The sequence below is a fragment of the Nostoc sp. 'Peltigera membranacea cyanobiont' 210A genome, assembly GCF_002246015.1.
Lineage (GTDB): Bacteria > Cyanobacteriota > Cyanobacteriia > Cyanobacteriales > Nostocaceae > Nostoc.
In genome coordinates, this window is sequence record NZ_NOLJ01000006.1 from 226069 (window position 1) to 240508 (window position 14440).

The 14440-nt window shown below is 44.0% G+C and carries 10 protein-coding genes; 7 read left to right on the forward strand and 3 right to left on the reverse strand.

Annotation, left to right across the window (positions count from 1 at the left end; all coding sequences use genetic code 11):
* Window positions 1–98: 98 nt before the first annotated feature.
* Entirely contained in the window at window positions 99–776 is a 678-nt protein-coding gene (locus CDG76_RS20110; protein WP_094350710.1) for a polysaccharide deacetylase family protein, read from the reverse strand.
* A gap of 107 nt (window positions 777–883) precedes the next feature.
* Between CDG76_RS20110 and CDG76_RS20115 the strand changes: the two genes are divergently transcribed.
* The 3 genes from CDG76_RS20115 (at window position 884) to CDG76_RS20125 (ending at window position 4048) form a co-directional block, all read left to right on the forward strand.
* A complete protein-coding gene (locus tag CDG76_RS20115) occupies window positions 884–1780 on the forward strand; it encodes an RnfABCDGE type electron transport complex subunit D (RefSeq protein WP_094350711.1) in 897 nt (298 codons plus the stop codon).
* Between the two features lie 63 nt (window positions 1781–1843).
* Window positions 1844–3220, forward strand: a complete 1377-nt coding sequence (locus tag CDG76_RS20120; RefSeq protein WP_094350712.1) for a DUF2330 domain-containing protein — start codon at window positions 1844–1846, stop codon at window positions 3218–3220.
* Between the two features lie 177 nt (window positions 3221–3397).
* Complete coding sequence (locus CDG76_RS20125) at window positions 3398–4048, forward strand: hypothetical protein (RefSeq protein ID WP_094350713.1); 651 nt, start codon at window positions 3398–3400, stop codon at window positions 4046–4048.
* 143 nt (window positions 4049–4191) lie between these two features.
* Here CDG76_RS20125 and CDG76_RS20130 read toward each other — a convergent pair whose 3' ends face one another.
* Window positions 4192–4488, reverse strand: coding sequence for a hypothetical protein (locus CDG76_RS20130; protein WP_094350714.1), 297 nt, complete (start codon window positions 4486–4488; stop codon window positions 4192–4194).
* 166 nt (window positions 4489–4654) lie between these two features.
* Between CDG76_RS20130 and CDG76_RS20135 the strand changes: the two genes are divergently transcribed.
* The 4 genes from CDG76_RS20135 (at window position 4655) to CDG76_RS20150 (ending at window position 12072) form a co-directional block, all read left to right on the forward strand.
* Complete coding sequence (locus tag CDG76_RS20135; protein ID WP_442946380.1) at window positions 4655–7378, forward strand: CHAT domain-containing protein; 2724 nt, start codon at window positions 4655–4657, stop codon at window positions 7376–7378.
* 292 nt (window positions 7379–7670) lie between these two features.
* Entirely contained in the window at window positions 7671–8639 is a 969-nt protein-coding gene (locus CDG76_RS20140) for a DUF1822 family protein (RefSeq protein ID WP_094350716.1), read from the forward strand.
* Between the two features lie 175 nt (window positions 8640–8814).
* A complete protein-coding gene (locus CDG76_RS20145) occupies window positions 8815–11157 on the forward strand; it encodes a CHASE2 domain-containing protein (RefSeq protein WP_094350717.1) in 2343 nt (780 codons plus the stop codon).
* A 111-nt stretch (window positions 11158–11268) separates the two neighbouring features.
* Window positions 11269–12072 carry a DUF928 domain-containing protein gene (locus tag CDG76_RS20150; protein ID WP_094350718.1) on the forward strand — a complete coding sequence of 268 codons (804 nt, stop codon included), beginning with the start codon at window positions 11269–11271 and terminating at the stop codon, window positions 12070–12072.
* A gap of 152 nt (window positions 12073–12224) precedes the next feature.
* Here CDG76_RS20150 and CDG76_RS20155 read toward each other — a convergent pair whose 3' ends face one another.
* Window positions 12225–14330 (reverse strand): M3 family metallopeptidase, encoded by a 2106-nt coding sequence (locus CDG76_RS20155; protein WP_094350719.1) that lies wholly within the window; start codon window positions 14328–14330, stop codon window positions 12225–12227.
* Window positions 14331–14440 lie beyond the last annotated feature (110 nt).

Consider the following 14440-nt stretch of genomic DNA (forward strand, 5'->3'; position numbering starts at 1 on the left):
TTTGCCAAATTATGCAAAATATGTAAATAAGCGATCGCTAACTTTGAGTACTAAACACACCAGTACCAGATTTTTATTTAACTTGACAGGCTAATCCTTTAGTTAGCCTGAGCTTGCTGCCACAGAGTATTAACAGTCACAAACTCATAACCTTGTTGTAGCAGTTGTGGAATGAGAATTTGAATTGTGGCAGCAACATCTTGTCCACCGCAAGCACCATCATGCAAAACAATTATTGAACCATTTTTCACCTGCTGCATAATTCGCTGTACCACGGTGGTGACACCTGGTCGCACCCAGTCTTCGGGTACAACGCTCCACATAACTGGGCGGTAATTCCACTGAGAAAAAAAATTTAAAGTAGCAGGTGTAAAGAAACCATTGGGGGGACGGACATCTCGCACTTGTTGAGGTTGCAGGTTGCAGGCATTATAAATGGCAGCTTGGGTTTTTTCTAAACTGTCCTTCAGGTCATTTGGGGAAAGCATGGGAAAAGAGCGATGATCGTAGCCATGCAATCCAATCCAGTGTCCGCGATCGCTAACGGCTTTAGCAATGGCTGGTGAACGGTTGACGCAAACACCCAACCAAAAAAAACTCGCTGTAATCTTGTAACGATCTAATACAGCCAAGACTTCGGGCGTGTATTGCGGATGTGGCCCATCATCAAATGTGAGTGCGATCGCTTTAGTATCGGGATTCCCACCCCAAAGGCAGTTGGGAAAACTCGGCTGGAGAATGCGGTAGAAAATTGGGAAGAGGGGAGCTAGTTGCATTTTGCGTTTATCTACTTTGTAACAAAATTTGTAACAGCAATACTATTTGAGCTATTACTCGTCTAGATTGATGAGAAATCTAAGGGTAATCCCTGAATTAAGGGTTAATGCTGCTAAAAGATATACGAGATTATCAGATTTTATTTCTGGGCTTATTCCTAGTCTTGGGAATCGGTACACGAGATTGGACGCTGCGACCAGAGTTGATTGGGGTAGCGATCGCCACAAGTCTAGCAACTCAATTGATATTGTCATTAGTCACTTGTACTGAGCGACTCGTGCCGAGCGGAGCCGAGGTAAGCCGAAGTATTGGTCATTGGTCATTAGCAAATGACAAAGGACAAAGCCCAAATTTTCGCAGTGCTTTAATTACCTCACTGGGACTCAGTTTACTGTTGCGGGCTGACCACTGGACGACAATGGCAATAGCCGCAGTTCTTGCGATTGTCAGCAAATTTATCTTCCAAGTCGGCAATAAGCATTTCTTCAATCCCGCCAATTTTGGCATCATATCTGCCTTGATTCTCACCCCCGATGCTTGGGTTTCGCCGGGACAATGGGGTGAAGAGTGGTGGTATGGGCTATTATTTCTCGGTACTGGCGGCATGATTTTGCAGCGCATTGGTCGTTGGGACACCACAGCAGCTTTTTTGGGTTCCTACTCTTTGCTGGAAGCCATTCGCAATTTCTGGCTGGGTTGGACTTGGGATGTTTACTGGCATCGATTGATGAGTGGCTCTTTGCTGCTGTTCGCCCTATTTATGATTACAGATCCGCGATCGATTCCCAATTCCCGAATTGGGCGTATAGTTTGGGCAATCTGCATCGCTGGATTAACCTTTATCCTGCGAAATTATTTCTTTGTTTCCACAGCAGTTTTCTGGGCGCTGTTTGCCCTTGCACCGTTGAGCATCTTGCTAGATGTTTTCTGGTTAGCCCCAAGGTTTACTTGGCAAGAGAAAGATGAAGAAGCAGGGGTAAAACTCCTAACTCAGCACTCCTAACTCTTGTACAGACGCGATTCATCGCGTCTCTAGTGTCTAGCACTAAAAAAGTAGAGGTATAAAATGAAGTTTTTTCGACTTTTAACACCATTATTGTTAGCTATTGTAGCTGTTTTATGCTTTGCCCCCGCAGCTTGGGCATTTTGTGGATTTTATGTAGCCAAAGCTGATACAAAACTGTATAACCAAGCTTCTCAGGTAGCGATCGCGCGGGATGGCGATCGCACTATCATGACAATGGCAAACGATTTTCAAGGCGAAGTCAAAGATTTTGCAATGGTAGTACCAGTGCCAACGGTGCTGCAAAAAGAGCAAGTTCGCGTCACCCAACCCAAGATTATCGAGCGGCTAGATGCTTTTAGTGCGCCGCGATTGGTTGAATATTTCGACCCAGATCCTTGCGCCCCAGTTTACGAAAGAGAGTTATCAGCAGCACCAGCCCCAGCAGCAGCGAGAAGTGAAGCGGGGGGTGCAAGGGACGATGCTAGTTTGGGTGTGACGGTTGAAGCACGTTTTAACGTTGGCGAGTACGACATTTTGATCCTCAGTGCGAAAGAATCTGGTGGATTGGAAACTTGGCTTAAACGCAATGGCTACAAAATCCCCAGAGGTGCGAAACAGTTACTTCAGCCTTACATTCGCTCCTCAATGAAATTCTTTGTTGCTAAAGTCAATTTGGATAAATTCGAGCAATCTGGCTACCAGTTTCTCCGTCCACTACAAATTTCATACCAATCGCCTAAATTCATGCTGCCAATTCGTTTAGGCATGATCAATGCTAAGACAGAGCAGGATTTGATTGTCTACATTCTCTCGCCCCAAGGACAGGCAGAAATCACTAACTATCGGACGGTAAAAATTCCCTCCGACGCGAACATTCCCTTATTTGTCAAAGATGAATTTGGTGAATTCTACAAATCCATGTTTCAAACTATCTACACCAAAGAAGACAGGAAAGTTGGTTTTTTAGAATACGCTTGGGATATGGGTAGTTGCGATCCTTGTTCTGCCGAACCCCTAACTCCAGAAGAACTTAAGCAAGCAGGTGTATTTTGGCTAGATGATAATTCTACAAGTAATGTGCCAGTATCCCCCAGCTTTCGTCGTCCCTCTCCTAGAAGTAACGTCTTCATCTCTCGATTGCATGTTCGCTATACCCGCGACAAATTCCCTGAAGACTTGATATTTCAACAAACTGCCAACAGTGAATCTTTCCAAGGACGCTATGTTTTACAACATCCGTTCCAAGGGGAACTCAAGTGTCAGGCTGGTAGAGAATATAGGCAGTCTTTACCCAAACGTTTTGAACAAGAGGCGCAAACTCTAGCTAAACTAACCAACTGGAAAATCCAAGATATTCGCAACAAAATGAAATTGAGTGTAGGTAATCTGCGATATTCTTGGTGGGAAAATGTCCTATCCTGGCTGGGATTGTATTGAGGAGATTGGGGACTGGGATTGGGAGACAAAGAGAATTAGAGCCTCAGTCATCCACCTCAGATACTCAAATCTCCCAGTCCCCAGTCCCCAGTCCCCAGTATCTTGACGAAAGGTAATTATTTCGGGTGTTGTTATACGCAATACTAAGATATTCTTGCTTTCTTCGCCAAGATTGTCATGGTTCAATTCGATGAACAGCTACGCCGCTTAGTTACAGAAGCCTGTGGACACCAACCTGGAAGCCCCCAGCGTCAGAAGCTGCTCACGCAAATTATTCGCTTGACAGCAAGTAGACTCTGGAGGGAAACTACTCCCTACTATCAAGACGCACTACAACAAACTTGGTTGTATTTCTGTCGCAATGTTTGTGAAGGTTTGACAGGTCAAATCTACGATCCCAATTATGGCAGTGTGATCACTTGGCTGAATGCTTACCTAAAACGGAGACTACAAGACTTTTACCTTAAGCAGAACCGAGAACAAGCCACAACAGTCCCTCTGAAAATTCGTCAGTCTACATCTGGTGGAACAAGTGAAACCATCGATCCTGTAGATAATCTACCGGCTAGCCCCCAAGCACCTCCGATTTTGGAAGACTTAGAAATATGGGCGAAGACAGATTCGGATGAGCAACTGCGCGGTACTTACATTAAAGGGCGTCCAGATGTGAATTGTCAGGTGTTAATTCTCAAACGCTTACCCCCAGAAGTTAGCTGGAAAGATTTATCTGAGGAATTTGGGTTGTCAATTCCGACATTAAGCAGTTTTTATCAACGCCAATGTTTACCGCGTTTGCGTAAGTTTGCAGAATTGGAGGGATTATTATGATTGGTGCTGTTAGCGAATAGTTAGGGTTGAGCCAGTGCTGAGTCAGAAGTAGTACTGATGAATCTCCCCATTTTCAGCCGAGGAATTCATTCCTGGAATTGATTTGATGTCTAAGCCTAGTTAATTTTACTTTTTACTCATCACTATTTCGGTGGGTTTTTGGTTAAGGTTCGCGATCGCTTTTTAACTACAACAAATTGCATGATGAGGTAGAGATAATCGTAGAGGCACAACATGTTCATTGGTATCAACTTAAGCCCAAATCCCTTTAAAACCTCGTTTCCAGCCTCTGGGCTGGAAATGCACTTCAATTGCGGCTCTGCCGCCAGCAAGAGAGGCGGAGTCTCTAAGACGGCATTCCCAGTCGGAGCAGGGGAACGAGACAATCTAAAAGCTGGTTCTAGGATGACTTTTACGTTAAGTTGACACCAATGCAACATGATGTGCCCCTACCCATGTAGTTGATTTACTTTGCCAATCAAGTTTCACTGCGATCGCCATAAATAAGAAAATTGTGGAAGCTCAAAGATTGATGAGGAATGGGAATGGTAACATTACCCTGTTAGCCTATGTGTTTCTGGTTATCACCTACCTCTCGTCATGCTTATGGCTAAAACAACTAGGATTTTTGGCGCGAATTCTCTAAAGTTTAAAAGCAGGAGTTGGAAAACGGCAAGGACGCGCTGGCTGACTCCACTAACTCACTGTTTACGTTTGCCTTTGTACTTCCTGATCGCTTTGCTATGCATTGTCGGTTCACCAGTGCTAGCAAAAGTTCCTAGCTCTATCAATTCTTTATCCCAATTGCCAATAAATAGTCTAACATCGCTGGCTGTGCCCACTGATGCCGCTTCACTCCTACAGCAGGGCAAAGTTTTATACAGTAATGGCAAATTTGCCAAAGCTGTAGAAGTGTTACAACAGGCTGTCCAAATATATAAGCAGCAAGGGGAGAGCCTTGCACTGGCAGCCACATTGAGTAATCTTTCCCTAGCTTACCAGCAACTCGGTGCATGGAGTCAGGCGCAGCAGGCTATTACAGAAAGCTTAAATTTACTCCAAGGACTGGATAAAAACCAAAATCTGCAAATATTTGCCCAATCACTAGATATTCAAGGTCGTCTGCAATTGGCAATGGGACAGTCCGAGGCAGCTTTGGCAACTTGGCAGCGGACAGAAGAAATTTACAAACAAGCAGATAATCAAAGTGGCGTGGTGCGATCGCTAATCAATCAAGCACAGGCGTGGCGCACCCAAGGATTTTACCCGCGAGCGTTCAAAACACTCGACCGAATAAGTAAGACGTTAAAATCTCAACCAGATTCTCTAGAAAAGACAGTGAGTTTGCGATCGCTCGGTGATGCCCTTTTGGTATTGGGCGATTTGAAAAAGTCACGCCAAGCCCTAGAAGAAAGTTTGATAATTGCTCAAAATCTCCAATCAAGCGCTGATATTGGGGCTAGTCTGTTCAGCTTGGGGAATAATGCCCGTAAACAAAACCAAAAGGAACAGGCGATCGCCTATTATCAACAAACAGTCGCAGTATCTCCCTCACCCCTCACAAAAGTTCAAGCACAACTCAATCAACTGGGACTACTGATTAAAGATAGAGAATGGGCAAAGGTTCAAACTCTTTTGCCGTCGATTCAGTCCCACCTCAAGCAACTCCCCCTCAGCCGTGCGAGTATTTACGCTCATGTTAACTTTTCACAAAGTTTAGCAAAAGTCAAGAGTGGTGTATTGCAAGCATCAAGTCACAGTTTTTACTCAGGATTAAGTACAAAAGACTCAGCAAAATTACTCGCTAGTGCCATCCAGCAATCCCGCAGTTTAGAAGACAAACGGGCAGAAGCTTATGCTCTGAAGAGTTTAGGCGGCTTGTATGAAGAAACCAAACAGTGGTCAGAAGCGCAAGACCTAACCCGGCAAGGATTAGCTTTGGCACAGAGTAGCAATGCACCAGAAATTACCTATAGCTTGGAGTGGCAGTTAGGTAGATTGCTTTGGGCACAAAAAGATATTAATGGTGCGATCGCCGCTTATGATGCTGCTGTAGACACTCTTGAGTCTCTCCGCAGAGATTTAGTAGTTAATAAAGATGTAGTGAACCAGGATGTGCAATTTGATTTCCGAGACAGCGTAGAACCCGTCTACCGCCAGTCAGTAGAGTTACTGCTGCAATCTCAAAAAGGAAAACCAAATGAAAAAATATTGGAGAAAGCACGCGAACGGATTGAAGCACTCCAACTAGCCGAATTAGATGACTTCTTTCAGGAAGCTTGTCTGCAAGGTCAGAAAGTAGCCCTCGATCGAGTCGTAGAGAAAGATAATTCCAAGGCTGCCATCCTTTATCCAATTATTCTTCGTGACGAACTCCAGGTAATTGTCAAAATTCCTCAACAACCTCTGCAAAGCTACAGTACCAAGATTTCCCAAGGAGAAGTAGAGAAACTCTTAATAGAACTGCGAAGAAATCTTGTCAATCCAACTGCTACTAAGATCGTCCAAACCCAATCGCAAGAAGTTTACAACTGGCTACTTAAACCCATTGAGTCACAATTGCAACAAAGTCGCGTCGATACTTTAGTGTTCGTCCTAGATGGGCCATTACGCAATTTACCAATGGCAGCTCTCTACGATGGTAAACAATATTTAGTAGAGAAATATGCGATCGCCCTGAGTGTCGGTCTACAACTCCTCGACCCGAAACCGCTGGTAAAACAGCAGCTAAGAGCGCTAACCGCAGGGCTAACTCAGCCACCGCCAGGATTTCCCAAGTTTGCACCATTGCTGGCGATTAAATCTGAATTTGACGGTATTGCTAAAGCAGGAGTTTCGACAACCAGCCTATTGGATGGAGATTTTAAGAAAAAGAATTTGGAAAGTGAAATTGGTGCTACTTCATTCAACATAGTGCATTTGGCAACCCACGGTCAGTTTAGCTCCCGCCTTGAAGACACTTTTATATTAGATTTCGATGGTCAGATCAATGTCAAAGATTTTGATACTCTCTTCCGCAATCAGAGTAAAACCGTAGTAGAATTATTGGTTTTGAGTGCTTGCCAGACAGCAACAGGAGACAGCCGTGCAGCACTTGGTCTAGCAGGAGCAGCTGTCCGAGCTGGGGCACGTAGTACCATCGCTTCCCTATGGCAAATTGATGATGAATCAACAGCGATGTTTGTTAGTGCCTTCTATCGAGAACTCAAGAGTGGCAAAATCACCAAAGCCGAAGCAGTTCATCGTGCCCAACTACAACTGCTGAAACATCCCAACTATAGAGCGCCAAGCTTTTGGTCTGCCTATGTATTGATTGGCAATTGGTTGTGATTTGGGGAGTCAATCTTCGTAATTGAACGTTCAAATTGTCCGCTCAAAATTTGGCAACCTATCTGCTAGTTGATAAGCCGCTTTTAGCAGCTTGAAGCTATCTTTATAGAAGTATAAATACTCAAAATCTCTATCTCCAGATCGTTGCAATATACAATCTTTTAATTTTATGGGATATTTTTACCTAATCCCCAGTCCCCAATTCTCTTTTTCCAGTATTCAGTTTTGTGGCATAAATTTATTGAATGCGGGTGATATATACATAGCAGCATTGATCCCTAGAAATTGACTTATGAATAACTCCACCTATCAGCTAGATGATTTCGCTTTAACATTGCCGATTTCCCAAACAGCCCGCATAACTGCCCAGCAATTTGCTAACCAGCAACCAAATCTTGAAAAAGCAGAGCAAGTCCGGCTGAATACTTTAGCTGTATGGGTGGTGAATGACTACTTGCAGATGATGGATATTCCTACCGATGTTCAAGCTAGTGACAGTTGGAACCCCATCATGCGCCTTTGTGGAGATGTCGCTGATTTAGAAGTGCCCTCAATTGGCCGTCTGGAGTGTCGCCCTGTCCATCTGCATCAGCAAATATGTTTTATTCCTCCAGAAACTTGGGAAGAACGGGTGGGTTATTTAATAGTTCAATTTGATGAATCGCTCGAAGAAGCAAGGCTGCTTGGTTTTATCCCTACTGTAGCAACTGAAACAGTTCCTTTAGCGCAACTGCAACCATTGGAAGCGTTTATTGACCACATCTGGGAACTGCGTCAATCCCCACTTAATTCATTAGTGAATTTGAGTCAATGGTTTGCTGGTATATTTGAGACTGGTTGGGAGACTATTGAATCGCTGTGGAACGTGCCGGAACTCAGACCAACTTATGCCTTTCGCAGTGTTGAAACTTTGGAATTAGATACCCTCAAACAACCAGAATCAATTACTAAACGGGCAAAAGTGATTGATTTAGGTATCCAAATCCACAACCAACCTGTGATGTTGATTGTGGAAATCAGCCCCGAAAAAGATCAACAAACTAGTATTCATCTCCAATTGCACGCCACTGGAAATCAAATCTACTTGCCACCAGGAGTTCATCTCACTGTTATAGATAGTTCAGGAGCAATATTTCTCGACGCTCAATCTAGAAAATTAGACAACTACATTCAGTTGCAGTTTCGTGGTGAACCTACAGAGCAATTTAGTGTTAGGGTAGCCTTGGATAATACCAGTATTACCGAATATTTCCGAATTTGAAATATGTAGCTATCTTCCTTCTTTGTCGGTAATTTATTAAGTGATAATTCATTAATTAAAAATTAAAAATCCAAGCTAGCTTTTGGGGATTTTGAAAAAATCTGTAGACGCTTGTGAAGCTTGCGATCGGACATTAGAACAGGGCACGATCTTGGATGGGGAAATAGCGACGGTTATGGGTAAATTAGTGGCGATCAAATTTGGAGAGGGTAGTTTTGAGCAGGGGTTTGCTGTCACCCTCCAAATTGGTGAAGAACACGAGCGTGCTACAACCGAAATCACCGGGAGGCTCCCTTCATTCCCGGAAATGCCGCTCTATTATAGTCATTGGCAGTCTAGTTATCGGCAGATAGGCAATCGTTATCGCCTCCATGCTGACCAAATGCAGGTGACGAATGTATCGATGGTGCAAGACTGCGAAAACGCTTCTCATATTTTGCGGGCACGCTTTAATACCTGGCTGCGAGCAGAGGAGTTTCGCCCGTTGAGAGAAAAATGGTTAGAAAGATTATCGTCCAGCGACGAAGTACGGGTGATTCTGCAAACAGAAAATAGCCAATTGCAGCTATTACCTTGGCATCTTTGGGAATTGTTAGAACGCTATCCCAAAGCTGAAATTGCCCTTTCTTCACCATCTTACGATCGCATTCACAAGCCACGCACTCTCAATCAATTAGTCAATATTTTGGCAATTGTGGGCAATAGCAAAGGGATTGACACCCAAGCCGATCGAGCTTTACTGCAACAGTGTAGTAACGCAGAGGTGAGCTTTTTGGTAGAACCACAACGTAAGGAACTGACTGAGCATCTCTGGGGAAAAAACTGGGATATTCTTTTCTTTGCCGGACACAGTTCTAGTAACAAAAATGGAGAAAGCGGACGAATTTATCTGAATAGAACTGATAGTCTTACCATTGGTGAGTTAAAATACGCCCTCAAAAAAGCCATTGAAAACGGTTTGCAATTAGCTATATTCAACTCCTGTGATGGATTGGGGTTGGCGCGAGAATTGGCTGATTTGCAAATTCCTCAAATAATTGTCATGCGCGAACCCGTCCCAGACCAAGTTGCGAAGGAGTTTTTAAAATATTTTCTCCAAGGCTTTGCCGGTGGCGAGTCTTTATATCAAGCGGTACGCCAAGCGCGGGAACGCTTGCAAGGACTTGAAGATAGATTTCCTTGTGCAACTTGGCTACCAGTAATTTGCCAAAATCCGGCGCAGATACCACCGACTTGGGATGAATTAAGGTCTACAAAATCTGAAGATGAAGAGCAAGCAAGTTTACCTTTGTCTAACAGACGCAAATTTAAGAGAACTGTATTATCCAGCTTGGCAGTTACAGTCTTGGTTTTTGGCGTGAGATTGGTGGGATTGCTAGAAAATCCAGAGATTCAAGCCTTTGACCTAATGATGCGATCGCGCCCTACGGAAGGTCTCGATCCCCGACTGTTGATTATCACAATTGACGATGAGGATTTAGCGACTCAAAGACAAAATGGCGAGTCTTTGATTGGAGCTTCTATTTCCGAAAAATCTCTCAATAAACTCTTAGCAAAACTGAATCAATACCAACCCCGCGCGATCGGCTTGGATATCTACCGTGATTTTCAGGCCAAAGAGCCAGATTTAATTACTCGCCTCCAGCAAACTCAGAACTTGGTTGGCGTATGCAAGGGGAGCGATCGCTCAGGAAATATCAAAGGCATTAAGCCGCCACCAGAAATCCCTCCAGCAAATCTGGGATTTAGTGACTTTATTCACGATCGCGATGGAGTTATTCGTCGGCATCTTCTATTCATGAATCAGGAGACGACATCATTGTGTTCTGCTCCATATTCCTTCAGTTTACAACTAGCATCTCTTTATCTGCACCCTTTAGGAATTCAAACAAAGTTCACCCCTGAAGGAAATTTGCAGTTGGGTAAGACTATTTTTCCGAATCTGAAGTCTCGTACTGGTGGCTATCAAAATATTGATGCGAATGGCGGTCAAATCTTACTCAACTATCGTTCTTCAAAAGAAATAGCCGAACAGGTAAAGCTAACGCAATTTTTATCTAGTCCAATTAACCCCAACGCCATCAAAAACCGGATTGTTCTCATTGGTGTGACTGCAAAGGGCGATTCTCCAGACACCTGGCCTACACCTTACGGCATTCCTTTAGATGAGCAAATGCCAGGAGTACTGGTACAAGCTCACATGATCAGCCAGATCCTTGGTGCAGTCCAGGATGGGCGGCCTTTGCTGCGGGCTTGGTCATGGTGGGCTGAGGTCGCCTGGATTTGGAGCTGGTCTTTGATTGGGGGAGTCCTGGCTTGGCGCAGACTTTCGTTACCCTGGTTGGCATTGGCAATCGGTATTACTTCTAGCCTTTTGTATGTACTTTGCTTTGGTCTGTTAATTTCAGGAGCTTGGGTGCCTTTCGTACCCTCGGCTTTATCGTTGGTAGCTATGGGGGTTTTAATGTCAATTTATAGTAATTCAAAAACAAAAGTGCGGGTGGGGAATGAGAAATAGGGGCAGGGGAGAAAAGTTTTCCTCTCAGCACCCCGCACCCTCCCCCTCTGCATCTTTTCAATGCCCAATCTAAAATCTAAAATCTAAAATCTAAAATCGTATGAGGGTTTTATGAATTTAAATTCACAATCGATAAAACTGTTTTTAGTAGTAGCTTTTAGCTGTACAAGTTTATTAGCTAGTCTGACTCCAGTACTGGCGAAACCAACCCCTAATCGTTCTGATGCTAAAACGATCCTTGCTCAAGCCAAAACCTTTAATCAACCTCCAATTCCAGCTGGCTCCCCTCCTGGAGGTCGCGTTCGTGGTGGAGCGAAGCGCACCGGGCCGGAGGGATGTCCACTTACTAAAATTGACTTGACTGCTTTAGTACCCTTTACTCAGGAAGCTAACTCTGTAATTAATGTCTGGGGACAAACAACAGTAGAACATCCAAGTTGGTTTTTCTATGTGCCATATACCAAAGATTCGCCATATACAGTTGAATTTGTGTTGCAAGATCCAGACGCTAACGAGGTATACAAAAAAGCGATCGCTTTATCAGATAAGCCAGGAGTCATCCGCGTTTCTTTGCCTAGCAATGCACCCGGTTTAGCAGTAGACAAACAATACCGTTGGTTTTTCACCATTAACTGTGACAAGCAAAAGAATTCGCCCCCAACTTTTGTTGAAGGGGTAATAAAACGAGTTAATCTGAGTCAAGCAACAGTCAAAGAAATAGAAACGGCTGAACCTCTAAAACGCTATGCTATCTATGCCCAAAATGGGATATGGTACGAGGCACTGACGACGTTAGCTGAACTGCGTCAAAAAAATCCTCAAGATGCAGCCCTGAAAGCAGAGTGGCGAAATTTGTTAGGCAGCATCCGCTTAGATGATGTTGCCGGAGAACCCATTCTTTCAGGAACACCTTAAACGAGGAAAAAAGAATGCAAGAAATAGACCACTTGTAGAGACGCGATGAATCGCGTCTTTACGCAAGGATGTGTTGCAATCATTAATTGAATTGGTATAAGCAAAAATTGATGTAGAGACGTTGCAATACAACATCTCTACAGATGTGTTGTTTAGTTTGCAGCAGCACTTACTAAACCATTGTGCCTGAGCAAAGCGATCGTACTTGGTTCACGACCCCGGAAAGTTTTAAACACCTCCATTGGATGCTTGCTACCACCGAGTGCTAGCACCGTATCACGATAACGCCGACCTGTAGTTTTTATAGCTTCTTCATTTTCTAGCCCAGCTTCTTCAAAAGCGGCAAAAGCATCAGCACTAAGGACTTCAGCCCATTTATAACTGTAGTAGCCTGCTGCATAACCACCCTCAAAAATGTGCCCAAAAGAACACAACATTGAATCTTCTGAAAGTGGTGGTAAAACAGTAGTAGTCTTAGCTATGCGATGACGCACATCTGCTGGAGTTTCATTGCTGCCAGAACGATAGCGGTAGTGTAGTTCTAAATCAATACTGCTAAGGTGAATTTGCCGTAACATACCAGTACCACTCATATAATTACGCGCCGCTAGCAGCTTTTGATAATAATGCTCTGGTAGGGCTTCTCCAGTTTCGTAATGTTTAGCCATACCAAACAAAGTGGGTCGCTCATAACACCAGTTTTCCATAAACTGACTGGGTAGTTCCACTGCATCCCATTCCACATTATTGATGCCTGCGGCTCCAGCATAGTCAACCTTGGTGAGCATGTGATGCAATCCATGACCAAACTCGTGGAACAAAGTCTCTACTTCATAGAAAGTCATCAAACTCGGCTTGCCATCTACTGGGGGAGTTTGGTTACATATCAAATAAGCCACAGGCAATCGGATGGCAGTTGCACCATTTTCAGTTTTGGCACGATTGATGCATACATCCATCCAAGCACCGCCGCGTTTTTCTGCTGGACGGCTATAGGGGTCTAAGTAGAAGTAAGCGATGGGAAAACCAGTTTCATCGGCTATTTGGAAATAACGGACATCCTCATGCCATACTGGGGCTTTACCATCGGCAGGGGTTACTGTAACACCAAACAGCCGCTTAACAAGCCCAAACAAGCCATCTAGCACTTGGGGAAGGGGAAAGTAAGGACGTAATTCTTCAGCGGTAAAGGCAAATTTAGCTTCTCGTTGGCGTTCTGCCCAAAAGCTGATGTCCCAATGTTTTAAATCTTGATATTCTTCTCCATAAGATGCAGCAAAAGCTTGAAGTTCTTTTAAGTCTTTGACAGCAGCATCATAACTGGCCTGGCGTAGTTCTTCTAATAGTGCTTCAACTGCCTCAACATTAGGAGCCATTTTACTTGCAAGGCTCAACTCGGCAAAACTCTTAAAGCCAAGTATATCTGCGAGTTCTTGCCGTAACTCCAAAATACGCACAATTAACGGGTTATTATCTAAATCGCCACTAGAAGCGCGAGTGATATGAGCTTTGTAGAGCTTTTCACGCAAATCTCGACGGGTGCTGTGCTGCATGAAAGGGCCGTAGCTGGGAAAGTCTAAAGTAATGCGCCAAGGGCCATTTTCTGGTGTGGCGTTCTCTTCTTTTGCCGCACGTGCAGCTTGGGCAGCTAAACTCACCAAACTTGGTGGTAAACCGTCAATTTCCGCTTTTGTTGTCAGGGTTAAGCTAAAGGCTTTCGTAGCATCAAGTACATGGTTAGAGAATTTAGTAGAAAGTTCTGCCAACTCCATCTGAATGGCATTGAAACGGTCTCTTACCTCTCCTTCTAAGCCAACACCAGAAAGTTCTGCATCTCGAATGGCGGCTTCTACAATGCGCTGTTGGGCTAATTCTAAAGTTGCCCAACTATCACTGCTACGGAGTGCTTTAAAAGCATTGTAGATGGGTTGGCTTTGACCGAGTTTGTTGATAAATTGTACAACTAGTGGCTGTACGATTTCATGAGCTTCGCGCAGTTCCGGGCTATTTTTAACACCCATTAAATGATTTACCGTCCCCCAACTCCAGGTAAGCCGTTCTGTCAGCTTTTCTAAGGGTTCTACTAAATCGCTCCAAGTAGGCTGTACACTAGCCTCTAAGGTGGCAAGTTGCTGGTCAAGTTCTGCTAGCAACTGATTGAAGGCGGGTACTACTCGTTCTGGTTTAATCTCTGTAAATGGAGGTAAACCAGTGCCTTGGAGTAAGGGATTATCAGAAATAATGGTACTTGCACTCATAGTTTTGTGTGAACAGCGAACGAATAAAAATCAACAATGATTTTTAGTTATATATCTTCTAATGTAACGATCGCTGTGCTATTTATTATTGCCATTGTGGCAAAAAGGTA